General features: G+C 68.0%; 21 protein-coding genes. 8 read left to right on the plus strand and 13 right to left on the minus strand.

Annotation, left to right across the window (positions count from 1 at the left end):
• The first annotated feature begins 4 nt into the window (after positions 1–4).
• Entirely contained in the window at positions 5–1,027 is a 1,023-nt protein-coding gene (locus AC1VXD_RS01150) for a magnesium and cobalt transport protein CorA (RefSeq protein ID WP_482990462.1), read from the plus strand.
• 76 nt (positions 1,028–1,103) lie between these two features.
• Here the strand turns inward: AC1VXD_RS01150 and AC1VXD_RS01155 are convergent, their stop codons facing one another.
• The 10 genes from AC1VXD_RS01155 to AC1VXD_RS01200 all read right to left on the minus strand — a co-directional run bounded on the left by AC1VXD_RS01155 (position 1,104) and on the right by AC1VXD_RS01200 (position 13,520).
• Complete coding sequence (locus AC1VXD_RS01155; protein WP_482990463.1) at positions 1,104–2,468, minus strand: NAD-dependent succinate-semialdehyde dehydrogenase; 1,365 nt, start codon at positions 2,466–2,468, stop codon at positions 1,104–1,106.
• An 85-nt stretch (positions 2,469–2,553) separates the two neighbouring features.
• Positions 2,554–3,396: an ABC transporter permease subunit gene (locus AC1VXD_RS01160; protein ID WP_108768374.1), complete on the minus strand. Its 843-nt coding sequence runs from the start codon at positions 3,394–3,396 to the stop codon at positions 2,554–2,556.
• Positions 3,393–4,325, minus strand: coding sequence for an ABC transporter permease subunit (locus AC1VXD_RS01165; protein ID WP_482990464.1), 933 nt, complete (start codon positions 4,323–4,325; stop codon positions 3,393–3,395). The genes AC1VXD_RS01160 and AC1VXD_RS01165 overlap by 4 nt, the downstream gene beginning before the upstream one ends.
• Positions 4,322–5,458: an ABC transporter ATP-binding protein gene (locus tag AC1VXD_RS01170; protein WP_482990465.1), complete on the minus strand. Its 1,137-nt coding sequence runs from the start codon at positions 5,456–5,458 to the stop codon at positions 4,322–4,324. The genes AC1VXD_RS01165 and AC1VXD_RS01170 overlap by 4 nt, the downstream gene beginning before the upstream one ends.
• 213 nt (positions 5,459–5,671) lie before the next feature.
• Positions 5,672–7,213: an efflux transporter outer membrane subunit gene (locus AC1VXD_RS01175; RefSeq protein WP_482990466.1), complete on the minus strand. Its 1,542-nt coding sequence runs from the start codon at positions 7,211–7,213 to the stop codon at positions 5,672–5,674.
• Positions 7,213–8,769 (minus strand): DHA2 family efflux MFS transporter permease subunit, encoded by a 1,557-nt coding sequence (locus AC1VXD_RS01180; protein WP_482990467.1) that lies wholly within the window; start codon positions 8,767–8,769, stop codon positions 7,213–7,215. The genes AC1VXD_RS01175 and AC1VXD_RS01180 overlap by 1 nt, the downstream gene beginning before the upstream one ends.
• Entirely contained in the window at positions 8,766–9,935 is a 1,170-nt protein-coding gene (locus AC1VXD_RS01185; RefSeq protein WP_482990468.1) for an HlyD family secretion protein, read from the minus strand. The genes AC1VXD_RS01180 and AC1VXD_RS01185 overlap by 4 nt, the downstream gene beginning before the upstream one ends.
• Positions 9,936–10,161: 226 nt before the next feature.
• The gene (locus AC1VXD_RS01190) at positions 10,162–11,271 is read right to left on the minus strand and encodes a polyamine ABC transporter substrate-binding protein (protein ID WP_482990469.1); all 1,110 of its coding nucleotides are present in this window, start codon (positions 11,269–11,271) and stop codon (positions 10,162–10,164) included.
• Between the two features lie 93 nt (positions 11,272–11,364).
• Positions 11,365–12,762, minus strand: a complete 1,398-nt coding sequence (locus AC1VXD_RS01195; RefSeq protein ID WP_482990470.1) for a glutamine synthetase family protein — start codon at positions 12,760–12,762, stop codon at positions 11,365–11,367.
• The gene (locus tag AC1VXD_RS01200) at positions 12,759–13,520 is read right to left on the minus strand and encodes a gamma-glutamyl-gamma-aminobutyrate hydrolase family protein (protein WP_482990471.1); all 762 of its coding nucleotides are present in this window, start codon (positions 13,518–13,520) and stop codon (positions 12,759–12,761) included. Before AC1VXD_RS01200 ends, AC1VXD_RS01195 begins: the two co-directional genes overlap by 4 nt.
• Positions 13,521–13,697: 177 nt before the next feature.
• On the opposite strand from AC1VXD_RS01200, the gene AC1VXD_RS01205 reads away from it, so the two are divergent.
• Positions 13,698–14,975 (plus strand): NAD(P)/FAD-dependent oxidoreductase, encoded by a 1,278-nt coding sequence (locus AC1VXD_RS01205; protein WP_482990472.1) that lies wholly within the window; start codon positions 13,698–13,700, stop codon positions 14,973–14,975.
• 177 nt (positions 14,976–15,152) lie between these two features.
• Complete coding sequence (locus tag AC1VXD_RS01210; RefSeq protein WP_482990473.1) at positions 15,153–16,733, plus strand: MASE1 domain-containing protein; 1,581 nt, start codon at positions 15,153–15,155, stop codon at positions 16,731–16,733.
• A gap of 50 nt (positions 16,734–16,783) precedes the next feature.
• Here AC1VXD_RS01210 and AC1VXD_RS01215 read toward each other — a convergent pair whose 3' ends face one another.
• Positions 16,784–17,230, minus strand: a complete 447-nt coding sequence (locus tag AC1VXD_RS01215; protein ID WP_482990474.1) for a hypothetical protein — start codon at positions 17,228–17,230, stop codon at positions 16,784–16,786.
• 272 nt (positions 17,231–17,502) lie between these two features.
• On the opposite strand from AC1VXD_RS01215, the gene AC1VXD_RS01220 reads away from it, so the two are divergent.
• Both AC1VXD_RS01220 and AC1VXD_RS01225 read left to right on the plus strand, forming a co-directional pair.
• Positions 17,503–18,855 carry a diguanylate cyclase gene (locus AC1VXD_RS01220; RefSeq protein WP_482990475.1) on the plus strand — a complete coding sequence of 451 codons (1,353 nt, stop codon included), beginning with the start codon at positions 17,503–17,505 and terminating at the stop codon, positions 18,853–18,855.
• A gap of 71 nt (positions 18,856–18,926) precedes the next feature.
• Positions 18,927–19,388, plus strand: a complete 462-nt coding sequence (locus tag AC1VXD_RS01225) for a bacteriohemerythrin (RefSeq protein ID WP_482990476.1) — start codon at positions 18,927–18,929, stop codon at positions 19,386–19,388.
• Here the strand turns inward: AC1VXD_RS01225 and AC1VXD_RS01230 are convergent.
• On the minus strand, positions 19,369–20,667 hold the full coding sequence (locus AC1VXD_RS01230) for an MFS transporter (protein WP_482990477.1): 1,299 nt from the start codon (positions 20,665–20,667) through the stop codon (positions 19,369–19,371). The genes AC1VXD_RS01225 and AC1VXD_RS01230 overlap by 20 nt on opposite strands.
• 146 nt (positions 20,668–20,813) lie before the next feature.
• On the opposite strand from AC1VXD_RS01230, the gene AC1VXD_RS01235 reads away from it, so the two are divergent.
• Positions 20,814–21,449 carry a hypothetical protein gene (locus AC1VXD_RS01235; RefSeq protein WP_482990478.1) on the plus strand — a complete coding sequence of 212 codons (636 nt, stop codon included), beginning with the start codon at positions 20,814–20,816 and terminating at the stop codon, positions 21,447–21,449.
• Positions 21,450–21,599: 150 nt separating this feature from the next.
• Here the strand turns inward: AC1VXD_RS01235 and AC1VXD_RS01240 are convergent, their stop codons facing one another.
• A complete protein-coding gene (locus AC1VXD_RS01240; protein WP_482990479.1) occupies positions 21,600–23,096 on the minus strand; it encodes an aldehyde dehydrogenase in 1,497 nt (498 codons plus the stop codon).
• A gap of 129 nt (positions 23,097–23,225) precedes the next feature.
• On the opposite strand from AC1VXD_RS01240, the gene aptA reads away from it, so the two are divergent.
• Both aptA and AC1VXD_RS01250 read left to right on the plus strand, forming a co-directional pair.
• On the plus strand, positions 23,226–24,578 hold the full coding sequence (gene aptA / locus AC1VXD_RS01245; RefSeq protein ID WP_482990480.1) for an omega-aminotransferase AptA: 1,353 nt from the start codon (positions 23,226–23,228) through the stop codon (positions 24,576–24,578).
• Between the two features lie 63 nt (positions 24,579–24,641).
• Entirely contained in the window at positions 24,642–25,520 is an 879-nt protein-coding gene (locus tag AC1VXD_RS01250; protein WP_482990481.1) for a ParB N-terminal domain-containing protein, read from the plus strand.
• The last annotated feature ends 17 nt before the right edge of the window (positions 25,521–25,537 follow it).

Raw genomic sequence — 25,537 nt, forward strand, 5'->3', positions numbered from 1 at the left:
CAGGATGGCGGGCATGTCATTGCCCGCCTCCGCTTCCGCACCCGCATCGGACAACCCCGCCTGCGTCATCAACTGCGTCCACTACGATGACCAGGGCAAGCGCCACGACATCAGCCTGGATGCCATCAGCGATGTGATCGCCAGCGGCAACGGCTTCGTCTGGGTAGGCCTGTTCGATCCCAACGACGACGTGCTGCTGAAACTGCAGGAAGAGTTCTGCCTGCACGACCTGGCCATCGAGGATGCGCGCAACGCGCACCAGCGCCCCAAGGCCGAGGCCTACGGCAACTCGCTGTTCGTGGTGATGACCACCGCGCAGATGGTCGACGAGCGCATCCAGTACGGTGAAACCCACGCCTTCCTCGGCCCGCGCTTCCTGGTGACCGTGCGCCATGGCGCATCGCTGTCCTACGCGCCGGTGCGCGCGCGGGTGGAACGCGAGCCGCAGCTGCTGAAGATGGGGGCGTCGTACTGCCTGTACGCGGTGGCCGATTTCGTGGTGGACAACTACCTGCCGATCACCACCCGCTTCCGCGACACGCTGGACCTGCTGGAGAAGGACATCTTCGCCGAGACCTACAAGCGCAGCACGGTGACGCGCCTGTACGAGCTCAAGCGCGAACTGAACAAGATGCGCATGGCGGTGGCGCCGCTGCAGGACGTACTGGCGCAGCTGCGCCGCTACCAGGGCGACCTGATTCCCGACGAAGTGAAGCTGTACGTGCGCGACGTGCACGACCACGCCGCGCGCATCAGCGATGTGATCGACACCCTGCGCGAGATGCTGGGCACGGCGCTGAGCGTGAACCTGTCGCTGGTGACGCTGGCGCAGGGGGAGACGGTGAAGCGCCTGGGTGCGTGGGCGGCACTGCTGGCCGCGCCTACCCTGATCACCAGCTGGTACGGCATGAACTTCAGCCACATGCCCGAGCTCAACCAGCCGTGGTCCTACCCGGTGATGATCGTCGGCGTGGCCGCGGTGTGCGTGGGGCTGTACCGGTTGTTCAAGCGCGCGAAGTGGTTGTAGGGCGTATCGACCAACGGTCGATACCTACCAGACCGGTAGGCCACGACCGTTGGTCGTGGCGCGTCGGGATGATTCATCAGGCCACGTAGACGGTCTTGATGTTCATGAACTCATGGATGCCGTGGTCGGCCAGTTCGCGGCCGAAGCCCGATTCCTTGCTGCCGCCGAACGGCAGCCGCGCATCGCTCTTGACGATGGCGTTGACGAAGGCCGCGCCACATTCCATGCGCTGGGCGAAGCGCTCGCCGCGCACCACGTCACCGGTCCATACGCTGCCGCCCAGCCCGAAGCGGGTGTCATTGGCCACGCGCAGCGCCTCGGCTTCGTCCTTGACCCGGATCACCGCCGCGACCGGCCCGAACAGTTCCTCGTCGTAGGCAGGCATGCCTGGGCCCACCTGGTCGAGCACCGTGGCCGGATAGCCCGCGTGGGTTCCTGCAATCGGCTCGCCGCCTGCCAGGACGCGCGCGCCCTTGGCCACACTGGCCTGCACCTGCTTGTGCAGCTCGTCGCGCAGGTCGCCACGGGCCATCGGTGCCAGCGTGGTGGCGCCGTCGTTGGGATCACCGTACTGGCGCTGGCTGGCGGCGTCGACGAAGCGCTGGGTGAATGCATCGGCCACCGCCTCGACCACGATGAAGCGCTTGGCCGCGATGCAGGTCTGTCCGCTGTTGTCGAAGCGCGACTTCACGGCCGCGGCGACGGTCTTGTCCAGGTCGGCATCTTCAAGCACCACGAAGGCATCGCTGCCGCCAAGCTCCATCACCGATTTCTTCAGCTGGCTGCCGGCATTGGAGGCAATCGAGCGCCCTGCCCGCTCGCTGCCGGTCAAGGTCACCGCCTTTACCCGCGCGTCGCGCAGCACCTCGGCGGCCTGGTCATTGTCGATGTGCAGCACATCGAACACACCCACCGGCAGGCCGCCGTCACGGCACACCGCCAGAATCAGGTCGGCGCATTGCGGTACGTTGCTGGCGTGCTTGAGCAGGGCCACATTGCCCGCCATGAACGCCGGAGCCAGGAAACGGAACACCTGCCAGATCGGGAAATTCCACGGCATCACCGCGAACACGCAGCCGATCGGCTCGTAGCGAACGTAGCTGCGCTGCGCCTCGGTGTCGATGATCTGCGGCTTCAGGTAATCCGCGGCATGGTCGGCGTAGAACTCGCAGGCGGCCGCGCATTTTTCGACCTCGGCCAAGGCCTCGGCCTTCAGTTTGCCCATCTCGCCGGTCATTGCCTGCTGCAGGTCACCGCGGCGTGCGCGCAGCTGGGCGGCGATGCTCTTGAGGATGGCGCCGCGATCCTGCAGGGAGCGGTCGGCCCAGACGGGGAACGCCTCGGCGGCGGCCTGCAGGCGCTGCTCGATGTCGGCCGCGCCGAGCAGTTCATGGCGGTAGGTGACCTGGCCGGTGGCCGGGTTGACGATTTCGACGGTCATGGGGAATCTCCATCAGGCAGATCCCCAGTCTGCGCCGGCACCCGTGAGCCGGGTGTTGCCGCCGCATGGCGGCGGCGTGCGGGCCTCAGCCGTTGTCCTGGCGGGCCAGCTGCAGGTCGCGCTGGCGCCGTTTCTCGGCACGCGCGTTGATGTACCAGCCGATTACCGCGGCCACCGATACCGCCGACACCAGCAGGGTCGCCAGCGCGTTGATCTTAGGGCTGATGCCCATGCGCACCGAGGCGAACACCTTCATCGGCAGCGTGGTCGAGCCCGGCGTGGCAACGAAGCTGGCCACCACCACGTCATCCAGCGACAGGGTGAAGGCCAGCAGCCAACCGGCCACCAGCGCCGGGGCGATGATCGGCAGCGTGATGCGGCCGAACACGGTCAGGCGGCTGGCGCCGAGATCCATCGCCGCCTCTTCCAGCGAGAGATCCATTTCCTGCAGGCGCGAGGACACCACCACGGTGACGAAGCACAGGGTGAAGGTGACGTGGGCGATCCAGATGGTGGCCAGGCCACGTGCGGGGAAGCCGGGGATGGCGCCCATCGACGCCAGCAGCGCCATCAGCGAGAAGCCGAGGATCACATCGGGCATCACCAGCGGCGCGGTGACCAGCGCACCGAACACCTGCTTGCCGCGGAAACGGCGGAAGCGGGTCATCACCATCGCCGCCAGCGTGCCCAGCACGGTCGCGGTGCAGGCGGTCCAGAACGCCACCACCAGGCTGGTCCACATCGCATCCATCAGCGCGCGGTCAGCGAACAGGTCGCTGTAGGCGCGCGTGGAGAACCCGGCCCAGACCATCGCCAGCCGCGAACTGTTGAACGAATAGAACATCAGCAGCAGGATCGGCAGGTACAGGAAGGCGAAGCCGAGCAGCAGCACGCCCAGGCCCAGGCCTTTTGCGCTACGCGGGCTCATGCCTGCTTCCCTTCCAGCAGGCGCTGCTGGGAACGGTTGAACCACAGGATCGGCACCAGCAGCAACAGGATCATCGCCACCGCCATCGCCGAGGCACCCGGCCAGTTGCGGTTGTTGAAGAACTCGTTCCACAGCTGGCGGCCGACCATCAGCGTTTCCGAGCCACCGAGCATTTCCGGGATCACGAACTCGCCCACCGCCGGGATCATCACCAGCATGCAGCCGGCGATGATGCCGGCCTTGGACAACGGCAGGGTGATGCGCAGGAACGCCTGCCACGGCTTGGCGCCGAGATCGTAGGCCGCTTCCAGCAGGCGGTTGTCATGCTTGACCAGGTTGGCGTACAGCGGCAGCACCATGAACGGCAGGTAGCAGTAGACGATGCCGATATACGCCGCAGTCGGGGTGTCGATCAGCTGCAGCTTGGGCAGGCCCATGCTGGTCATCAGCGACTGCAGGCCGCTGAACTGCAAAAACTGGTCGAGCAGGCCGTTGCGGTCCAGGATCGCCTTCCACGCATAGACGCGGATCAGGAACGAGGTCCACGACGGCAGCACCACCAGCATCATCGCCACGTTGCGCGCGGCCGGCGACAGGCGCGCGATGGCGTAGGCCATCGGGTAGCCGATCAGCAGGGTGAGGAAGGTGGAGATCGCCGCGATCTTGATCGAGCTCAGGAAGGCCTGGGCATAGATCGAATCGCGGAACAGCGCCAGGTAATTCTCGAGGTTGAGCTTGAGCGAGAACGCGCCATCCACGTACTGCAGCAGCCAGGTATACGGCGGCGAGCCGACCCGGCTGTGCGAGAAGCTGATCATCAGCACGATCAGGAACGGCAACGCGAAGAACAGCAGCAGCCACAGGGAGGGAATGCCGATGACCGTGGCACGCGTGCCCGGCAGCCAGCGCTTCAGGCCGGCCGCGTTCATGAGGTCAGCACCACGCCGTCGTTGTCGCGCCAGTGCACCCACACCTCATCGCCCCAGGTCAGGCCATCGCTGGCCCAGCGCTGCGAGTTGGCGAAGTTGGCCAGCACCTTGGCGCCGCTGGGCAGGCGCACGTGGTAGACCGAATGGCTGCCGAAATAGGCAATGTCCTCGATCACGCCCTGCGCCTTGTTGGTCGGCGCTTCCGGCTCGTCCTTGCCGATCATCACCTTTTCCGGGCGCAGTGCGAACGCAACCGGCTGCCCTTCGTAGCAGGTGATGCCGTGGGCGATGTAGACCGGTGCCGGGAACAGTGGCGAGCGCACGGTTGCGTACTCCGGCAGGTCCTCGTCGATGACACCTTCAAACAGGTTGACCGAGCCGATGAAGCCGGCGACGAAGCGGTTGGCCGGCTGCTCGTAGACCTCATCGGGCTTGCCGACCTGCTGGATCCAGCCGGCATCCATCACTGCAATGCGGGTAGCCATGGTCATGGCCTCTTCCTGGTCGTGGGTGACCATCACGCAGGTCACGCCCGACGATTCGATGATGCTGACCAGTTCCAGCTGCATCTGCGAGCGCAGCTTCTTGTCCAGCGCGCCCATCGGTTCGTCCAGCAGCAGCAGCTTGGGCCCTTTGGCCAGCGACCGCGCCAGCGCCACGCGCTGCTGCTGGCCGCCGGAGAGCTGGTGCGGCTTGCGCTTGCCGAGGTGGACCATCTGCACCAGGTCGAGCATCTCGCCCACGCGCTTGTTGATCGCGTCCTTGGCCAGGCCGTCCTGCTTCAGGCCGAAGGCGATGTTCTGCTCGACTGTCATGTGCGGGAACAGGGCGTAGGACTGGAACATCATGTTGACCGGCCGCTGGTACGGCGGCAGCGCATCCAGGCGCTGGCCATCGAGGGTGATGCTGCCCTTGGTGGGCGTCTCGAAGCCGCCCAGGCAGCGCAGCAGGGTCGATTTGCCGCTGCCCGAGCCACCGAGCAGGGCGAAGATCTCGCCCTTGCGCACGTCCAGGTTGACGTCGTCGACGGCGACGAAGCCATCGAATTCCTTGCGCAGGTCACGAATGGAGAGATAGCCGGGTGCACCGTTCGCATCGACGACGGCGGCTTCCGGCTGGGCTTCAACGGGCATGGGGGCTCCGGGAGCGGCGGTGGACAGCGGTGGCCATTCTACCGGCCGGGGGGCGCAAATGCGTGCCGACCAACGGTCGGCACCTACCGGGCCGGTGGGCGTCTGGCCGCAGCGCTCGCCGGGCGTGGCCCGGCGCTACCGGGGTGCGCGGCGGCGTGAACAGTGCCGACAGGAATCGTTCTGGTAGCGCCGGGCCATGCCCGGCGGAATGCATCACCGCGCGGCCACCGGCGGGGCGTCCTGCCAGCCCAGGCCCAGGCTCTTCTGCAGGGCCACGTAGCGCACCAGCAGCTGCAGGCGAGCCTGGGCGGCGGCATCCTGGGCCTGCAGGCGCTGTCGCTGCACGTCCAGCAGGTCGATCTGCGAGGTGGCACCGGCCTGCCGGCGCTGCAGCATCAGGGCCAGCGAGCGGTCCGCCGAGACCTCGGCGCGCAGGCTGGCCTGCAGCTGCTGGCGGGCGGCACCGAACCGGGCCAGCGCGGTGTTTGCGTCCTGCAGCGCGGCCAGCACCGTGCCCTCATAGGCCGCCAGCCGCGCCTCGTTGCCGGCCCGGGCCTGCGCCACCCGCGCCTTGTTCACCCCGAAATCGAACAGCGACCAGCGCAGGAACGGGGCGACGATGGTGGCCGCAGAGTCCGGCCCGAGGTCGGAAATCGAGGTGGCACCGGCACCGATGCTGCCCAGCAGGGTCACCTGCGGGAAGTAGGCCGAGATCGCCTGGCCGATCTGCGCCGAGGAGGCCGCCAGCTCACGCTCGGCCTTGCGCACATCCGGCCTGCGCTGGATCAGCGCGCCCGCGTCATCCACCGGCACGCTGGCCGGCAGCACCGGCAACGGCTGGTCAGCGGCCAGCCGCGCGTCCAGCGCACCGGGCTCACGGCCGACCATCAGCGCCAGCACGTCACGCGCCTCGTCGGCCTGTGCCTGCAGTGGCGGCAGCGCGGCCCGCTGCTGCTCGCGCTGGGCCTGCGCGCGTTCGACCTGCAGATCCGAATCGGCGCCGCGCTCGCGGCGTTGTCGGGTCAGTTGCAGGCTGTCATCGGCGGCGCGCAGATTGACTTCGGCCAGGGCGATGCGTTCGCGGCTGCTGCGGTAGCCCAGGTAGACCTGCGCCAGCTCGGCCACCAGCTGCACCTGCGCATCGGCCAGCGCTGCGGCATTGGCCTCGGCTTCGGCGGCGGCCTGCTCGGCCGCGCGACGACGGCGACCAAACAGGTCCAGCTCCCAGCTGGCATCAAAGCCGGCCACGTACAGCTCGGTATCCAGGTCGATATCGGCAAACTGCTGGCGCAGCTGCGCCGCCTCCTGCGGGCGACCGTTGGCCTCGGCCACCCCGGCGATGTTCTCGCCGAGGCCACGCACGCTGTTTTCAAGCGCATCGGGCGCGTTGACGTTCGCATAGCCGGCGACGGCACCCACGCTGGGCAGCTGCTCGGCGCGTCGCTGGCGCTGCAGCGCGCGCGACGCCAGCAGCTTGGCCTGGGCGGCACGCAGGTTGGGGCTGTTGCGCAGTGCCTCGTCCACCAGCTGGTCCAGCAGCGGATCATTCAGCGCGCGCCACCACTGGCTGGGCGGCGTGGCCGGCTGCACGTCGGCCTGCGCGGCACGCGGCAGTCGTGCCTGCGCGGTGGCGCCGGTGGCCACGTCCGGCTTCACGTAATCCGGGCCCAGCATGCAGCCGGCCAGCAGCAGCGGCAGCGTGGCCGGCCACAGGCGGTGCGGGCGAAGGGAGGTGGTGAAGGTCGTCAAAGTCATCAGTGCATCGCCAATGGAACGCCCTTGGGCAGGGGCTTGAGCAGGAACACCAGCGGCAGGGTCGCCACCACGATCAGGCCGAAGATCCAGAACAGGTCGTTGTAGGCCATCACCATCGCCTGCATCTGCACCGTCTGCGCCAGCACCGCCATCGCCTGCGTGGGATCGCCCAGCTGCTGGCCATAGGCGTGCAGCGCGTCCTGGGCGATGGTCGAATTGGCGGTGACGCTGCTGCCGATCGCATCGATGTGCAGGGTGGCGCGGCGTTCCTGGAACGTGGAAATGATGGCCAGGCCGATCGAGCCGCCAAGGTTGCGCGCGGCGTTGAACAGGCCCGAGGCATCGCTGGTGTATTCGCGCGGCACCGAGGTGATGGCCGCCTGGTTCAGCGCCATCATCGCCAGCGCCAGGCCGCAGCCCTGCAGCAGCTGGCCGATGACGAAGTGCGGGCCGATGCTGTCCGGGGTCAGCCCGAGATTGACGAAGCAGGCGGCGGCGAAGCACAGCATGCCGCCGAACACCATGATGCGCACGTCCACCGTTTCCAGCATCTTCGGCATCAACGGCATCAGCAGGATGGTCGGCAGGCCGGCCAGCAGCAGCACGTAGCCGGCCTGCTCGGTGTTGTAGCCGGCGATGATCGCCAGGAACTGCGGGATCATGTACATGACCCCGAACAGGATCATGCCCACCGCCATCACCATCACGAACACCGCGCCGAAACTGCGCTGGAACAGGATGTTGAGGCGGATGACCGGCGCCTTGCTGGTGAACTGCGAAAGCGCGAGCAGGGCAAACCCCAGCAGCGAGACGAGGCTGAGCACCACGATCATCGTCGATTCGAACCAGCGCTCGCGCTGGCCGTCTTCCAGTACCACGGTCAGCGCGGACAGGCCGGCGGTCATGCCGATGATGCCCAGCCAGTCCGCGCGCAGCAGCCCGCCCCAGTTCGATTTCTCATGCGGCAGGCCGAGCAGCAGCAAGGCAACCAGGCCTGCGCAGATCGGCACGTTGATGAAGAACGCGTAGTGCCAGCTGACGTTCTCGGTCAGCCAGCCACCCAGCAGCGGGCCGATCACCGGGCCGAGGATGACGGTCATGCCGAACAGCGCGGTGCCCAGCGGCTGCTGCTTCGGTGGCAGCCGCGTGCCGACGATGGTCAGCGCGGTGGGAATCAGCGCGCCGCCGGCAAAGCCCTGCCCTACCCGGCCGGCGATCATCATCGGCAGCGAATCGGCCAGGCCGCACATCACCGAGAACGCAGTGAACAGCGTGGCGCAGATCAGCAGGAAGGTGCGCAGGCCCAGCGTACGCACGAACCAGCCGGTCAGCGGAATCATCACGATTTCCGAGACCAGGAAGGCGGTGGAGATCCAGGTGCCTTCGGTGCCGCTGGCGCCGACCTCGCCCTGGATGGTCGGCAGCGCCGCGTTGACGATGGAGATGTCCAGCGTGGCCATGAACGAACCGATGGTGCCGGCCGCCACGGCCAGCCACGCGCCGGCATCGGCCTTGCCGTCGGCGGCGGGCGCTGCAGGGGCGGTGGTGGCGTTCATCGCGCCGGTGCGGCCGTGGCCTCGGCCTCGTCTTTGGTGCGCTCGCGCGCATCCTTGGCATTGCGCGTATCGACAGTCACTTCCACCGACATGCCCGGCACCAGCACCTTGCGCGCCTCGGCACCGGCATCCACGCGGATGCGTACCGGCACGCGCTGCACGACCTTGGTGAAGTTGCCGGTGGCGTTCTGCGGCGGCAGCAGCGCGAACTGCGAGCCGGTGCCGGGCGAGATGCTTTCCACCGTGCCCTGCAGGGTGGTGCCCGGCAGCGCGTCGACCTTGATCTCGGCCGGCTGTCCGGCGCGCATCAGGCCGACCTGGGTTTCCTTGAAGTTGGCGCTCAGGTACAGCGATTCAACCGGCACGATGGTCATGGTGCGGGTACCGGCGGCGACGAACTGACCGACCTGCACGGTCTTGTTGCCGACACGGCCGTCGATGCGCGCGCGCAGCTCGGTGTCCTCGAAGGCGACACGGGCCTGCGCGGCGTCAGCCTGGGCCTGCTTCAGGCCGGCATTGGCCTGTTCCAGCTGTGCCTGGCTGGCATCGATCTGGCTCTGCGCGCCCTGGATCTGCGCCTTCGCCGCATCGTACTGGGCCTGCGCGCGTTCGACATCGTGGCGCAGGCTTTCCACGTGTTCGTGGGTGTCGGCGCCGCTGGCGGCGAGCGGGGTGAAGCGGGCCAGCTCGGCCTTGCCGAAGCGCAGCGAGGCGGTGGCCGCGGTGAGCTGCGTGCGCGCCTGCAGCAGGCTGGACTGCTGGCCCTGCACGCCGGCGGCGGCGGCGGCGATGTCGGCTTCGCGCACGGCGATCACCGCTTCGGCCTGGTCCAGGGTCGCGCGGTAGGTGCGCGGGTCGATGCGCAGCAGCGGTTCGCCGGCCTTGACCCATTGGTTGTCCTGCACCAGCACTTCGGTGACGTAGCCGTTGATGCGTGGGGCGACGGCGACGGCGTCGGCCTGCAGGTAGGCGTTGTTGGTGTCCTGCAGGTAGCGGCCGACCAGCAGGTGGTAGATGAGCCAGGCGACCAGGGCGATGACCACGACGGCGCCGATGATGGCCAGGGTCCAGCGGACCTTGGGGTTCTTCAACGGCGAAGGCTTGTCCTCTTTAATGGAGGCGTCTTCTTCGGTGGGCGCGTCGGTGCGCTGGGGTTGGTCGGTCATTGTCTCGTCGCGGCGGTGGTCGGTGCCATACGGGACGGTAGGGGAAGGAGTGAGGAGGTGAGGTGAAAGCGTTTGTCGCGTGCCGGTGATGAGTTCCCGGTTGGCAGGATGCAGGGCAGGAGCAGAAGCAAAGAAAAACGGAGGCCGTTGGCCTCCGTTTTTCTGCCTGGTGGAGGTTGACCGTTGGTCGGCCCTCGCAGAAAGCGTGCCGACCAACGGTCGGCACCTACCTGCCGGTCTTCACTTCGGTCCACAGGCGGGTGTAGAGCTTGTCGGTTTCCGGGGTGTTGATCGAGTAGGTGAACATCTTCTCGGCGACGTCGGCCGGTGGGTAGATGGTCGGGTCGGTGCGGATCGCTTCATCCACCAGCTGGGTCGCGGTCGGCACCGGGTTGGCGTAGTGGATGAAGTTGGTGTTGGCCGCGGCGACCTTCGGTTCCAGCAGGTAGTTGATGAACTTGTAGGCCGCTTCCGGGTGCTTGGCGTCCTTGGGGATCGCCAGCATGTCGAACCACTGCGGTGCGCCTTCCTTCGGGATGGAGTAGGCCACGTGGACGCCATTGCTGGCTTCCTCGGCGCGGTCGCGGGCCTGGATGATGTCGCCCGACCAGCCCACCACCAGGCAGGTGCCGCCGTTGGCCAGCGAACCCACGTACTGCGAGGAGTGGAAGTTCTGCACGTACGGGCGGATCGACTTCAGCAGGTCGGCGGCCTTCTGCAGCTCGGCCGGATCGCCGCTGTGCGGGTCCAGGCCCAGGTAATGCAGGGCGATCGGGATCATGTCGGCCGGCGTGTCCAGGATGGTCACGCCGCAGTCCTTCATCTTCGCGATGTTTTCCGGCTTGAACACCAGGTCCCAGCTGTTGGCGATGTCGGCGCTGCCGCCGAAACGTTCCTTCAGCATGTCCACGTTGTAGCCGATGCCGGTGGTGCCGATCATGTAGGGCACGCCGTACTTGTTGTCCGGGTCCTGGGTGGCGATGCGCTTCATCACCGACGGATCCAGGTTGGCCAGGTTCGGGATCTTGCTCTTGTCCAGCGGCAGGAACACACCGGCCTGGATCTGGCGGCCAAAGAAGTTCAGCGTCGGCACCACCACGTCGTAGCCGCTGTTGCCGGCCAGCAGCTTGGTCTCGACCATCTCGTCACTGTCGAACACATCGTAGGTCACCTTGATCCCGCTCTCCTTCTCGAAGGTCGGAATGGTGTCCTCGGCGATGTAATCGCTGTAGTTGTAGACGTTCAGGACCTTGCTGTCCTGCGCGCCGCCGTTGCCACCGCCACAGGCGGCAAGCATGGCGGAGGCCAGGCCGAGCGTGAGGATACGCAGCTTCATCGGTGCTCCAGAATGCGGAATGGGGCGAGGCCGGCAGGGCCGGCGACGGGTGCCAGCCTACCCCCCGGCGGCTCATTCATCAATTGCGGGCCTTCACACGTTCAACAGCAGGAACTCGCGCTCCCAGGAGCTGATGACGCGGAAAAAGGTCTCGTATTCCTTGCGCTTGACCGAGATGTAAGCCCGGCAGAAGCGTTCGCCCAGCAGGGCCTGCAGTTCGGCGCACTGTTCCAGCCCGTCCAGCGCCTCGCCCAGCGAGCGCGGCAGGTTGTAGCCCAGCTCCTTGGCGCTGCCGGTCACTGGCGCGTCCGGGGCCAGCCGCTCGCGGATGCCGAGCAGGCCGCAGGCCAGGGTCGCGGCCATCGCCAGGTACGGGTTGGCATCGGAACCGGCGAAGCGGCTTTCCACCCGCATGTTCTCCGGCGTGTCCAGCGGCACGCGCAGGCCGCAGGTGCGGTTGTCATAGCCCCAATGCACGTTGCTCGGCGAGACCTCGCCGAACACCAGTCGCCGGTAGGAATTGACGTTCGGCGCGAAGAAGGCCATCGCCTGCGGCACGTACTTCTGCAGGCCGCCCAGGTAATGGCCGAATACCGGGCTGAACTCGCCCTCGCCATGGGTCTCGCCGGTGAACACATTGCTGCCGTCGCTCACCCGCACCAGGCTCTGGTGGATGTGCATGGCGCTGCCCGGTTCGTTCTCCATCGGCTTGGCCAGGAAGGTCGCGTACACGCCGTGGCGCATCGCCGCCTCGCGCATGGTGCGCTTGAACAGGAACACCTGGTCGGCCAGGTCCATCGCATCGGCGTGAGTGAAGTTGACTTCCAGCTGCGCCGCGCCGGATTCGTGGATCAGCGTGTCCACGTCCAGCTTCATCGCATCGGCGTAGTCGTACATCAGGTCGAGGATGGGATCGAATTCGTTGACCGCATCGATCGAGTACGACTGCCGCGCCGTTTCCGGGCGACCGGAGCGTCCGGCCGGCGGCAGCAGCGGGAAATCCGGGTCGGTGTTCTTCTGCACCAGGAAGAATTCCAGCTCCGGTGCGACCACCGGGCGCAGGCCCAGTTCGGCGTAGGCGGCCAGCACGCGGCGCAGCACGTTGCGCGGGGCCAGTTCGTGCGGTTCGCCGGTCTTGGTGTAGCAGTCATGGATGACCTGCGCGGTGGCGTCGGCCGCCCACGGCACCATGCGCACGGTGTCCGGGTCGGGCCGCAGCATCATGTCCGAGTCCGACGGCGAGGTCAGGTCGTAGTAATCGTCGGGGAATTCACCGGTGACCGTGGTGGCGAAGATGCCTTCGGGCAGGCGCGTGCCGTAGTCGTGCGAGAACTTGTCGGCCGGGATGATCTTGCCGCGCGCGTTGCCGGTGATGTCCGGCACCAGGCACTCGACCTCGGTGATGCGCCGCTCCTTGAGCCAGCGCAGCAGGCTGCTTTCCTGCGGTGCGGGGGGCGTGGCCGTCTTGCGCGGGCGAGATCGGGAACTCATCGGGAATCCAGTTGGTTCTGTTGGTACTGCCGGCAAGCTTGGCCGAAAGCACGGAAAATAGCGTGATAGAACGGCGCCTGCATGACACGCCACTCCGGGTGCCACTGTACGCCGAGCACGAAACGATGGTGGCGGCTGCGTGCGGCTTCGACCAGGCCATCGCCGGCCCATGCCTCCAACTGCAGGCCATCGGCCAGCCGGGCGATGCCCTGCCCGTGCACCGAATTGACCTGTGCGTGGTCGCTGCCGTGCCACTGCGCGAGCCAGCCATTGCCAGCCAGGGTGACCGCATGCGCCGGGCCGTACTGCACCTCGACCGCTGCCTGCGGATCCTCGCGATGGTCGGCCAGCCCCGGCACCGCATGCACCTGCGGATGCAGGGTGCCGCCCAGGGCGACGTTCAATTCCTGGAAGCCGCGGCAGATCGCCAGCACCGGCAGGTCCAGCGCCAGTGCGGCCTGCAGCAGGGCGAAGGCGTTGGCATCACGTGCGGGGTCATGCAGGTTGCCCGGCCAACTGCGGCCCCCTTCATAGTGCTGCGGCTCGATGTTGCTGACCGCGCCGGTCAACAGCAGGCCGTCCAGACCCTGCAGCCAGTCGTCGGCCGGCAGTGCCGGCTGCAGGCTGGGCAGCACCAGCGGGGTGACCTCGGCCGCGTCGACCAGCGCGCGCACGTACTTCTCGCCGGCCACCGCGCAACGGTGATGGCCAAGCACGGTAGTGTCGGTGGGCAGGCCCACCCAGGGCAGGCGGCGCATTGGAAAATTCCTTGGCGTGGGCATCCTTGGCCTGGGCATCAAAGTAACCGCCGGGGCGCGCGGGCGGCAAGTCGTCGCCGTCACACACCCGGCTGCGTGCATCGGCCAGACTATGCTGGTGAACAATGATCGCCCGCCCCTGCCCTGCCCCTTCATCCCGTGCCCGCGAGGCCAGCGGTGAGCGAGGATTTCCCGCCCAGCTGGTACGCCGACAGCCTGCCCGAACCGGCTGCGCTGCCGCCGCTGCGCGGTGATGTGCAGGCCGACGTGGCAGTGCTCGGTGCCGGTTACACCGGCCTGACCGCCGCGCTGGAACTGGCTCTGCGCGGCTACCGCGTGGTGCTGCTGGAAGCGCAGCGCATCGGCTGGGGGGCGTCCGGACGCAACGGCGGCCAGGCGCTGGTGGGCTACGGCTGCGAGGTGGATGAGCTGGAACGACAGCTTGGCCGCGACGACGCCCGCCATCTGTTCGACTGGTCGCGCGAGGCGGTGCAGTCGATGCGCCAGCGCATCGCGCGCCACGGCATCGACTGCCACTGGGTGGAGGGCCATGCCAGCGTCGCGATCCGTGCACGCCACGAACGCGACCTGCGCGCCGGCTGCGAGCACCTGCAGCGCCATTACGACTATCCGATGCAGTGGTGGGAGCGCGACGTCCTGCACGCGCAGCTGGACAGCCCGCGCTACCGCGCCGCGATGTTCGATCCGCTCAGTGCGCACCTGCATCCGCTGGCCTATGCGCGCGGCCTGGCCGATGCCGCCCGTGTGGCCGGCGTGGTCATCCACGAGAATTCGCCGGTCACCCGCGTGCAGCGTGGCGCGCAGGCCACATTGCAGACCGCGCAGGGCAGTGTGCGTGCCGCGCACCTGGTGGTGGCCGGCAATGCCTGGCTGCAGGGGCTGCTGCCGGACCTGGAGCGCCGCATCATGCCGGTCGGCACTTACATCGGCGCCAGCGCGCCACTGGGCGCCGAGCGTGCGCGGCAGCTGATCCGCAACAACATGGCGGTGGCCGACACCGCCTGGGCGCTGGACTACTTCCGTCTCAGCCATGACCACCGCCTGCTGTTCGGCGGCCGTGCCAGCTATTCGGCGCTGCCGCCACCGGGACTACGCGGGCTGATGCAGCGGCGCATGCACCAAATCTTCCCGCAGCTGGCCCACGTCCCCGTGGAACAGGTCTGGGGCGGCTACGTGGACATCACCCGCAACCGTGCCCCGCACTGGGGCCGGCTGGACGGCAACCTGTATTTCGCCCAGGGTTTTTCCGGGCACGGCGTGGCTGCCGCCGGCCTGGCCGGCGATGTGATCGCCGCGGCCATCGATGGCCAGAGCGCGCGGCTGGACGTGTTCCAGCGACTGCAGCACGCGCCGTTCCCCGGCGGCCGGCTGCTGCGCACGCCGCTGCTGGTGGCGGCGATGTCCTGGTACAAGCTGCGCGACGCGCTGTGGTAGCCCCCTGACGTGAAAATGTGAACTCGGTCGGAGCCCTCGCATACCGCGCGACAGCGGCGGAGTGGCACGGTCGTTGCAGGCAATTGCAAGCGTCCGCCGCAGCCGATACTGTCGCCGGCTGGGGCCAGGCGCGAAGCCTGAAGGGCGCTGGCGCGCAGCAGCATGGGAGGCTTGCGATTGAGCTGGTGGACGAATGGAATTCGCCTGGATGTACGTATCCGCCCGGCGGGGCTTGCCCTGGCGGCGCTGTACGCGCTTGCCTGCTGGGCCACCCGGCAGATTTCGCTGGACCAGTTCTACCTGCCTGCCGGCATCCGCGTAGCCGCACTGCTGCTGTGCCCGCCCCGCCTGTGGGGCTATCTGATCCTGGGCGAGTACGCCTACTTCGCGCAGATGCGCTACCCGATGATCGACCGCTACGGGCTGCCTTGGGTGGTACTGGCATCGGCCTGCCTGATACCCGCCGTGGCCCTGGTGGTGGCGCTGCACCGTCGGCGCCTGGCCACCTTCGGCGAAGCCTGGGTCCTGTCCATCGCCGCGTGGGCGGCGCTGGCCACCGCGGTCCTGAAGCTGGGTCTGGCCCATCTGCTGTGGCCTACCCCGCCCTCCGATCCGATCCTGGGTACCGCCATCCGCTACATGCTGGGCGACTACATCGCCATCATCACCGTGGTCCCGCTGGCCCTGTTGTGGTCGCAGCGCAGCGCGGGACATGACTGGTCCAGCTGGCGGCAGTGGCCGACCCTGGCCTCGCTGGCCGCCCTGCTGGTGCTGGGCAGCGCGGCGATCTGGGCCGGCGCCAGCTCCGACCCGGCCAAGACCAGCCTGCAGCTGCTGATGGCCCTGCCCGCCGTGGTGCTGACCTGCATGCACGGATGGCGCGGTGCGGCCCTCGCGGTGCCGCTGCTGAACATGTTGATCAGCGTGGGCACGCCCAGCAGTGGCCTGCCCGGCTCGTTCGACGAGCGCACGTTCATGACCCTGCAGATCGTCGCGGTCGCCGGCACCGCCCTGCTGGCGCTGGGCTCGCGCATCAGCCAGCACTACCACCACCACGCGCACCAGGACCAGGCGGGGCGGCAGGCGGCCGATTTTTCCCGCAATGCGCACATCGCCAATGAAATGGACCTGCGCCAGCGCACGTTGGCACTGCGGCGCATCGCCGATGACATCGAGACGTCGCTGGGCGAGACCGCCGACCTGCTGAAGCTGCATGGCCACCACGAACCCGCACGACGGTTGCTGGGCACCGTGACCAGCCATTCGCGGCAGTTCCGCGAGCTGACCAGCATGGTCTACCCCGCCGAGCTGGAGCAGCTGGGCCTGTATCTGGCACTGCAGGCCAGCGGCATCCACAAGGCCTGGGATGCGACCGATCGCCTCGGTCGCCACCAGCTGCAGGGCGACCCCTGCCAGTTGAACCTTGGCCTGCAGCTGGCTACCTACCGCACCCTGGCCGAGGCGGTTTCGCTGCTTCTGGACGGTGAGCGCGGACAGATCCAGGTGCGCGCACGCTGCGGCCGCCGCGGAACACAGCGCGGCATCGTGGTCACCGTCGGCCTGCTGGACCGCTACCGCACTCTGTCTGAGGACACCGTGGCCTTGGCACGACGCCGCTTGAGTGCGCGGCCCATTGCCTACGGCGGACGTGTGGACTTCCGCGGCAACCGCATCCGGATGCTGCTGCTGGATCCACCGGCGCATGCCGAGCAGGACAGTGCACTGCCGGCAAGGTTGGCGCCGCACGGCCTGCACTGAGCACCGCAACGACCGGCCCTGCGCGCGGCAGGGCCGGTCATGCATCAGCGTTACTGGCCTTCGCCCGGCAGCTCCACCGACCAGATCGCGTCGGCGCCCTTGCCATAGACCACCAGCGAGAACTCGGCGCAGCGGTATACCACCTGGCGCGGCGCATTGGCCGGAATCACCAGGCGCTGCGAGGGCAACGAGGTCTTCGCCGGCGACTTGCCCGCCGGCAGGGTCCAGAAAACGTTGTCGAGGGTGCCGACGATCAGCTTCACCTGGCCGGTCAGGTCATTCACCTGGAAATAGGTGATGCCATCGCGCTGGAAGCCATACACCTGCCAGGACGGATCCTGGCTCAGGTTCAGCGTGGCGGGCAGCGCCTCGCCCAGACCACTCCTGGCGAGCTGGATGCCATTGCCATCGCTGGGACAGCAAGCGGCAGCGGCGATCATCGGCGTGGACAGCAGCGCAGCCGCTGCAATGGCAATACGCATACGGGAAAAACGCACGGGCAACCTCCTTGTGGAATGAATGGTGATGGGCGGCCAGGCATTGCCGCGTTCGCCTGGCACAGCCGCTGTGCATCGGCGCGGGCACTGACGGTGCCCGTGAACTCCGAGGGCTCCCGGCCAGGACGGCCGGCAAGCGGCACCGAGCATACCGGTCCCGGTCCACCGCAGCCATGTCCCATCCCGCTGCGGTCACACGGCGCGGCTAAAGTTCCTGCCGAAACCGCCGCTATCCATCCCGAGCGCCCTTCCCTCACGTGAGCCTCCGCACCATGCCCGTCCTCCCGCAGGTCGTTGTCGATGGCGACCTGGCAGACCCCCTTCCGCAGCGGATCCTGCTGGTGGAAAACTCCCGCGCGTTCACCGGAATGCTGCGGGAAGCGATCGAGCAGCGCCTGGAACTGCCGGTGGTGGTGGCCTCGACCCTGGCCGAGGCCGATCGCCTGCTGAGTGACGATGGCGGCTGGTTCCTGGTGCTGACCGGACTGGTGCTGGCCGACGGTGACCGCGACGCCGTCGTCGAGTTCTTCCTCAAGCGCGACCTGCCCACTGTGGTGGTCAGCAGCGTGTACGACGAAGACCTGCGCAAGCGCGTGCTGCAGCAGCAGATCATCGACTACGTGCTGAAGAACACGCCCGGCAGCATCGATTACCTGGTGTGGTTGGTGCAGCGGCTGGAACGCAACCGCCGCATCGCCGCACTGGTGGTGGATGACTCGCCCTCGGCCCGCGGTTATGCCGCGGCGCTGCTGCGCATGTACGGCCATGAAGTGTTCGAAGCCGCCGATGGAGCCGAAGGACTGGCCGCGATCGAAGCGCACCCGGCCATCCGCCTGGCCGTGGTCGACCAGGAAATGCCCGGCATGCAGGGCGTGGAATTCACCCGTCGCCTGCGCACCCTGCGCTCGCGCGACAAGGTGGCGGTGATTGGCATTTCCGGCAACACCGACACTTCCCTGATCCCGCGCTTCCTGAAGAACGGCGCCAATGACTTCCTGCGGAAACCCTTTTCGCGCGAAGAGTTCTTCTGCCGTGTCTCGCAGAACGTCGACCAGCTGGAGCTGATCGGCACCCTGCAGGACCTGGCCACCCGCGATTTCCTCACTGGCCTGCCCAACCGCCGCTGTTTCCTGGAACAGAGCCAGCGCCAGCTGCCGCAGCTGCAGCTGCATGACCAGTGCGTGGCGGTGGCGATGATCGACATCGACCACTTCAAGCACATCAACGACACCCATGGCCACGAAGCCGGCGACGATGCGCTGCGCGCGGTGGCCCGCGCGGTGGGCGACCACGCGCGCAGCCAGGACCTGATCGCACGCTTCGGCGGCGAGGAATTCTGCCTGCTGGTGCCGGAGATGGAGCAGGACGAAGCCATCGTCTACTTCGAGGAACTGCGCCAGCGCATCGCCGCGCTGGAAGTGGACATCGGCACCGCCATCCTGCGCATGACCGTCAGCATCGGCCTGTGCTGCCTGCGCCCGCAGCGCGACTCGCTGCACAAGCTGATTTCCGAGGCCGATCGCCAGCTGTACCTGGCCAAGGCGGCCGGCCGCAACCGCGTCAGCTGCGCGACCGTGGCCAACCCGCTGCGCCCGCGCGGAGCGGCGATGGCCGCCGCGCTTTGATCCAGATCAACGCCGCCTGAGCGCGGCGATCCTACAGTCAGCCCCGACATGAACATGAAGGGGAGCCGGGGATGGCACTACTGGTCTGGCAGGACGATCTGAACATCGGCATCGATGTGATCGATCAGCAACATCGCCGCATCGTCGACATGCTCAACCACCTGCATGTGGCCCAGGCCGGGCTGCAGGCGGCGGTGGTGGCCGAAGTGATCGACGAAGTGGTGGACTACACCATGTCGCACTTCGCATTCGAGGAAGAGCTGATGGAGGAAGCGGGCTATCCGTTCTGCGCCGCGCACAAGCGCGTGCATGAGATCTTCATCAAGCGCGTGGCCGAGTACCGCCTGCGTTTCCAGGCGGGTGAGGACGTGACCGACGAACTGCGCACGATGCTCTCACGCTGGCTGTTCAACCACATCCGCGGCGATGACCAGGCCTACGCCGAACAGGTCAAGGCGCACCTCAACCAGTTCGCCCGCGAGCACCAGAGCGGTGGCTGGCTGGGCCGCACGCTCAAGCGTTTCTTTGGCTGAGCTGCGCGCGCCGCTGCAGGGCCAGCAACGCGCACAACGTCGCCACGGCGGTCAGGCACAGGTAGTAACCCACCGCGACCAGGCCGAAGCGCTCGGCCAGCCACGTGGCCAGGTACGGCGCCGGTGCCGCACCGAGGATGCCGGCCAGGTTGAACGACAGCGATGCGCCGGTGTAGCGCACTTCCACCGGATAGATCTCGGCCAGGAAAGTGCCGCACGGGCCGTAGGTCAGGCCCATCAGGAACAGGCCCAGGCACAGGAAGGTCAACACCAGCCACGGGCTGTCCGCCTGGAACAGCGGTGCGAACAGCACGCCGAAGCCGAGGATCAGCAGGCTGGCGAACACCATCGTGCGGCGCGTGCCCCAGCGGTCGCCATAACGCGCCGACAGCGGGATGCCCGCCGCGAAGAACAGCATCGCGCCCATCTGCATCAGCAGGAACTGTTCGCGGCTGTAGCCCAGCACGGACGTGCCGTGGCCGAGGCTGAACACCGTCATCAGGTAGAACAGCACGAAGGTGGCGAACGCGCCGAGCGTGCCCAGCAGCATCGGCAGCCAGTGGTCGCGCAGCACGGTCCACATCGGCAGCCGCACCGGCGCCTTGCGTTCCAGCGCCTGCTGGAAATCAGGCGTCTCGTGGATGTTCAGGCGCACCCACAGGCCCAGGCCGACCAGCAGCGCGCTGGCCACGAACGGGATGCGCCAGCCCCATTGCAGGAAGTCCTGCTGGCCCAGGCAGCGGCCCAGCAGCAGGAAGATGCCGGCCGACAGCAGGAAGCCCAGCGGCGCGCCCAGCTGCGGGAACATGCCGTACCAGGCGCGCTTGCCCGGCGGTGCGTTCTCGGTGGCCAGCAGCACCGCCCCGCCCCATTCACCGCCCAGCCCCAGGCCTTGGCCGAAGCGGCACAGCGCCAGCAGCGCCGGCGCCCACAGACCGATCTGCGCATGCGTGGGCAGCAGGCCAATGGCCACGGTGGACAGGCCCATGGTCAGCAGCGCCGCCACCAGCGTGGCCTTGCGGCCGATGCGGTCGCCGAAGTGGCCGAACACCGCCGAGCCCACCGGACGTGCGATGAAGGCCACCGCGAAGGTCGCCAGCGACTGCAGCAGGGCCGCCTGGTCGCTGCTTTGCGGGAAGAACAGATGCGGGAACACCAGCACCGCCGCCGTGGCGTAGATGTAGAAATCGAAGAACTCGATGGTGGTGCCGATGAGGCTGGCCAGCAGGACACGACTGGGGGAATTCACGGGCGGAGCGGCAGCAGTGATCGAGGACATCGGCAAGGCGTGGAAGGTGGATCGACCGATTCTGCCACGCGCGGGCGGCCTGACGGGTCGATGGTTTCAGCCGACACCGATGCCAACGGAATTTTTCTGGACACTGGTTAGGCTGCGCCACCGGTCCCTGCATGGATGCTTCGCCGATGGCCCCTGTGGTTGCGTTGCGCTGGTCCGATTCACCGCAGCTGCCGCGCACGGCGGCCTGGCTGGTCGTGGTGCTGCTGCATGCCCTGCTGGGCCCGTGGCTGTGGCAGAGCGGACGGCTGGGTGCCGCGCTGGAGGTCGAAGAACGCATCAGCCTGCGCTGGCTGCCGTCGCCGCAACCGCCCTTGCCGCGTGACGTGCCCGCTGCGGTTCCGGCGGCACCGACGCGTGCCCGCCCCTCGCGGCGGGTTGCGCCTGTATCGCAGTCGCCGGCAGATGTGGAAAGCGACAGTACGCCGACACCGCCCCCCCTCGTGCTGGGCCTGCCGGCCGGCAGCATCGACGGCGGTGATGGCATCACGGCGGCGGGGGTGGCACCACGATTGATCGGCCGCCGCGAGGTGCATGCCGTGTTCGGGCCGCGGCGGAACTACTTCCGCATCCGCAGGACGATGACGCCCGAGCAGATCGTGCACGGCGTGGCACAGCTGCTCGGCCTGTGGCCGCCGGGGTACATCGTCGACCCGTGCCAGCTGGGGAAGCAGGACATGGACTATTTCCAGGGAGCGGTGGAAGAAGTGGACCGGCAGGCGCTGCGTGACGCGGTGCTGGAGGTCAGCGGGAGATGCCGGTAGTGCGGTGTTTTGTAGAGTCCAGCCATGCCCGACTGCCTTTCGCGAAGATCAGCCGAGCATGGCTCGGCTCTACAGAAGATCAAGATCAGCCGAGCATGGCTCGGCTCTACAGAAGCCCGGTAGCGCCGGGCCATGCCCGGCGGCACGGGGCTACAGCTGGATCCAGGTCGCCTTGATCTCGCTGTACTTGTCGAACGCATGCAGCGATTTGTCGCGGCCATTGCCCGACTGCTTGTAACCACCAAACGGTGCGCTCATGTCACCGCCATCCCAGCCGTTCACCCACACACTGCCCGCGCGCAGCTGCCGCGACACGCGATGCGCTCGCCCCAGGTCGCGCGTCCACAGTCCGGCCGCCAGCCCATAGCGGCTGTCATTGGCCAGCCGCACGGCCTCGGCTTCGCCATCAAAGGCCAGCACGGCCAGCACCGGTCCGAACACTTCCTCACGCGCCAGTGCCTGCTCTGGCCGTACCTGGTCGAACACGGTGGGCTGCACATAGCACCCGCCCGCTTCCACCTCGGCGCGCTGACCGCCCAGCAGCAGGCGCGCGCCGTCGCCTTCGGCGCGCGCGATGTCGGCCAGTACCTTGTCCACGTGCGCGGCGTCGACCAGCGCACCCATCGGTGCATCGGCCTCCAGCGGATGGCGCGGCTGCATGCGCCGCCCATACGCCACCACCTGATGCACGAAATCGTCACGGATCGAGCGTTCCACCAGCAGCCGCGAGCCCGCCGTGCAGACCTCGCCCTGGTTGAAGAAGATACCCCGCGCCACGCCCTTGGCCGCCGCATCCAGGTCCGGCGCATCGGCGAACACCAGGTGCGGGCTCTTGCCACCACATTCCAGCCACACCCGCTTCATGTTGGAACGGCCGGCGTACTGCAGCAGCCTGGCGCCGGTGGCGGTCGAGCCGGTGAACGCCAGCACGTCCACATCCATGTGCAGCGCCAGCGGTTCGCCCACGTACATGCCCTGCCCGGGCAGCACGTTCAGCACGCCATCGGGCAGTCCGGCTTCGGCGGCGAGCGCGGCCAGCCGCAGCGCACTCAGCGGCGAGCGCTCCGAGGGCTTGAGCACCACCGAATTGCCCATCGCCAGCGCCGGCGCAATCTTCCAGCAGGCCATCAGCAGCGGGAAATTCCACGGCACGATCGCGGCCACCACACCGGCCGGCTCGCGGCTGACCAGGCCCAGTTCGTGCGGGCCGGTCGGCGCGATATCGCCGTACAGCTTGTCCACCGCTTCGGCCGTCCAGCTCAGGCAGCGCACCACGCCGGGCAGGTCGACGCGGCGCGCATCGCGCACGGGCTTGCCCATGTCCAGGGTTTCCAGCAGGGCCAGTTCGTCGGCATGTTTTTCCACCAGGGCGGCCAACGCCAGCAGCACGCGCTTGCGGTGCACCGGGCTCGCCTGCGACCAGTGGCCGGCCTCGAACGCGCGCCGCGCCCCTGCCACCGCACGCTCCACGTCCTGCGCATCGCAGTCGGCCACCTGGCCAAGCACGCGACCATCGATCGGGCTGATGCAGTCGAAGCGGGCGCCGCTGGCCGCGTCCACGTAGCGGCCATCGATGAAGGCCTGTGCGGGGATGGCCAGCTGGACGGCCAGAGCCTGCCAGTGGGTGCGGTCGGGGAAGTCAGCCATGTCCGGCTCCAAGCAGCGAATGCCCCGTTTATACCGCCGTGGCCGTGATGCGCCGGTTCTGCCGCCGCCGCTACCGCCAGGATGACGGGGCTGCGCTACAGTCGGTGCATCGGACCCGACGGAGGCGGCATGAAGAACCCCGCGATCGACCCGCATGCGCTGGCCACCCAGCGTCCCGATTCACTGGACGCGTACTGGATGCCGTTCACCGCCAACCGCCAGTACAAGGGCGCCCCGCGCATGCTGGTGCGTGCCGAGGGCATGCACTATGAGGACATCGACGGGCGCAGCATCCTCGATGGCGCCGCTGGCCTGTGGTGCTGCAACGCAGGTCACGCGCGGCCGCGCATCGTCCAGGCCATCGCCGACCAGGCGGCCACGCTCGACTATTCGCCCGCCTTCCAGATGGGCTCGCCACCCGCGTTTGCCCTCGCCCAGCGGCTGGCCGCGTTGGCACCGGCCGGGCTCAACCACGTGTTCTTCACCAGCTCCGGCTCGGAGGCGGTGGATACCGCGATGAAGATCGTGCTGGCCCACCACCGCCTGCGTGGCGAGGGCCAGCGCACCCGCTTCATCAGCCGCGAAAAGGCGTACCACGGGGTCGGCTTCGGCGGCATGGCGCTCGGCGGCCTGCCCAACAACCGCCGGCAGTTCGGCCTCCAGCTGGGCGGCGTCGACTTCCTGCGCCACACTCTGGACCTGGAGCGCAACGCGTTCAGCAAGGGCCTGCCGCGCCACGGCGCCGAACTGGCCGACGATCTGGAACGCCTGATCGCGCTGCACGATGCGTCTACGATCGCCGCCGTGTTCGTCGAGCCTGTGGCTGGCTCGGCGGGTGTGATCCTGCCCTCCCCCGGCTACCTGCAGCGCCTGCGCGAGATCTGCGACCAGCACGGCATCCTGCTGGTGTTCGACGAGGTCATCACCGGCTTTGGCCGGGTCGGCATGCCCTTCGCCGCGCAGCGCTTCGGGATCATCCCGGACCTGCTGACCTTCGCCAAGGGCGTCAGCAACGGCGCGGTGCCGCTGGGCGGGGTGCTGGTGGGCGAGGCGGTGCATGCCAGTTTCATGCAGGGCCCGGCGCAGGCCATCGAGCTGTTCCATGGCTATACCTATTCGGGCCACCCGCTGGCCTGCGCGGCCGCCCTGGCCACCCTGGACATCCACGCCGAGGAGCGCCTGTTCGAGCGCGCCATCGAGCTGGGCGAGTATTGGCAGGAGCGCCTGCATGCCCTGCAGGGGCTGCCGAACGTGGTGGACATCCGCAACTTCGGCCTGGTCGGCGCGGTCGAGCTGGCGCCGCGCCGCGATGCCGCCGGCGCCCGCGGCTACGAGGTCTACCGGCGCTGCTTCCACGATGGCCGCCTGCTGGTGCGCTGCACCGGCGACATCATTGCCCTGTCGCCGCCGCTGATCGTGGACAGGACGCAGATCGACCAGATCACCGGCACCCTGGGCGAGATGATCCGGGCCACCGCCTGAGGCCGGGCCGGCGGCGGGGAGCAGGTACAATGGTCGGTTCCGCTCCTGACTGTTGCCGTGCCCATGGACATCGTCGTCAAAGAAGAACTGAAGGCCTACATCGACCCGCTGACCGCGGACGAACATGACGCGCTGGAGCGCAGCATCCTGGCCGAGGGCTGCCGCGACGCACTGGTGCTGTGGGGTGATGTGCTGGTGGACGGCCACAACCGCTTCGGCATCTGCCAGAAGCACGGTCTGCCGTTCAACACCGTGCAGAACACCCGCTTCCAAAGTATGGAAGACGTGCACCTGTGGATGATCGAGCAGCACCTGGGCCGCCGCAGCGTGTCCGACTTCCAGCGCGGCGTGCTGGCCCTGCGCAAGCGCGACATCCTGTCTGCCCGCAAGCAGGTGGAACAGGCGCAGCTGCAGCGCGAGAGCGACGGTACGGCCGAACCGGCCGACGACACAGGCGAAGACAGCCCACCTTGGGAACCGGCACCGAAGGTCAGCCGCGCCGAACTGGCCCGCGAAGCCAAGCTGAGCACCAGCCAGGTCGGCATGATCGAGCGGATCCACGCCCAGGCCGCGGCCGAGGTGGTGGAAGCGGTGAAGGCCGGCGTGATCTCGATCAGCGCGGCTGCGGCCGTGGCCGACCTGCCGGAAGAGGAGCAGCGCGCGGCCGCCGCCGGTGGCAAGGATGAACTGAAGCAGGCGGCCAAGCGCGTGCGCGAATCCAAGCGCAAGCCGCGCGCACCGAAGCCTGAAGCGGCCGAGATGGATTTCGACGAGCCCAGCGAGGACGAGGTCGCCAGCCGCGATGCCGAAGTGCTGTCCGCACTGGAGCAGCTGGGCGAGGACGCCCCGGCGCTGCGTCGCCGTGTGGTCGCCCTGACCCGCGAGAACGATACCCTTCGCGCGCAGCTGGCCGCGCTGCGCAAGCAGCTTGACGGGCTGTAAGCATGCCGCCGGGCATG

The sequence above is a fragment of the Stenotrophomonas sp. STEN054 genome (assembly GCF_056854535.1).

Excerpts from the sequence above, each read along its gene's own strand:
- aptA (WP_482990480.1), top strand. The coding sequence starts at position 23,226 with ATGAAGAACCCCGCGATCGACCCGCATGCGCTGGCCACCCAGCGTCCC.
- AC1VXD_RS01165 (WP_482990464.1), bottom strand. The coding sequence starts at position 4,325 with ATGAACGCGGCCGGCCTGAAGCGCTGGCTGCCGGGCACGCGTGCCACG.
- AC1VXD_RS01160 (WP_108768374.1), bottom strand. The coding sequence starts at position 3,396 with ATGAGCCCGCGTAGCGCAAAAGGCCTGGGCCTGGGCGTGCTGCTGCTC.
- AC1VXD_RS01175 (WP_482990466.1), bottom strand. The coding sequence starts at position 7,213 with ATGACTTTGACGACCTTCACCACCTCCCTTCGCCCGCACCGCCTGTGG.
- AC1VXD_RS01155 (WP_482990463.1), bottom strand. The coding sequence starts at position 2,468 with ATGACCGTCGAAATCGTCAACCCGGCCACCGGCCAGGTCACCTACCGC.
- AC1VXD_RS01200 (WP_482990471.1), bottom strand. The coding sequence starts at position 13,520 with ATGCGCCGCCTGCCCTGGGTGGGCCTGCCCACCGACACTACCGTGCTT.
- AC1VXD_RS01170 (WP_482990465.1), bottom strand. The coding sequence starts at position 5,458 with ATGCCCGTTGAAGCCCAGCCGGAAGCCGCCGTCGTCGATGCGAACGGT.
- AC1VXD_RS01240 (WP_482990479.1), bottom strand. The coding sequence starts at position 23,096 with ATGGCTGACTTCCCCGACCGCACCCACTGGCAGGCTCTGGCCGTCCAG.
- AC1VXD_RS01230 (WP_482990477.1), bottom strand. The coding sequence starts at position 20,667 with ATGTCCTCGATCACTGCTGCCGCTCCGCCCGTGAATTCCCCCAGTCGT.
- AC1VXD_RS01225 (WP_482990476.1), top strand. The coding sequence starts at position 18,927 with ATGGCACTACTGGTCTGGCAGGACGATCTGAACATCGGCATCGATGTG.
- AC1VXD_RS01180 (WP_482990467.1), bottom strand. The coding sequence starts at position 8,769 with ATGAACGCCACCACCGCCCCTGCAGCGCCCGCCGCCGACGGCAAGGCC.
- AC1VXD_RS01185 (WP_482990468.1), bottom strand. The coding sequence starts at position 9,935 with ATGACCGACCAACCCCAGCGCACCGACGCGCCCACCGAAGAAGACGCC.
- AC1VXD_RS01190 (WP_482990469.1), bottom strand. The coding sequence starts at position 11,271 with ATGAAGCTGCGTATCCTCACGCTCGGCCTGGCCTCCGCCATGCTTGCC.
- AC1VXD_RS01220 (WP_482990475.1), top strand. The coding sequence starts at position 17,503 with ATGCCCGTCCTCCCGCAGGTCGTTGTCGATGGCGACCTGGCAGACCCC.
- AC1VXD_RS01250 (WP_482990481.1), top strand. The coding sequence starts at position 24,642 with ATGGACATCGTCGTCAAAGAAGAACTGAAGGCCTACATCGACCCGCTG.
- AC1VXD_RS01235 (WP_482990478.1), top strand. The coding sequence starts at position 20,814 with ATGGCCCCTGTGGTTGCGTTGCGCTGGTCCGATTCACCGCAGCTGCCG.
- AC1VXD_RS01195 (WP_482990470.1), bottom strand. The coding sequence starts at position 12,762 with ATGAGTTCCCGATCTCGCCCGCGCAAGACGGCCACGCCCCCCGCACCG.
- AC1VXD_RS01150 (WP_482990462.1), top strand. The coding sequence starts at position 5 with ATGGCGGGCATGTCATTGCCCGCCTCCGCTTCCGCACCCGCATCGGAC.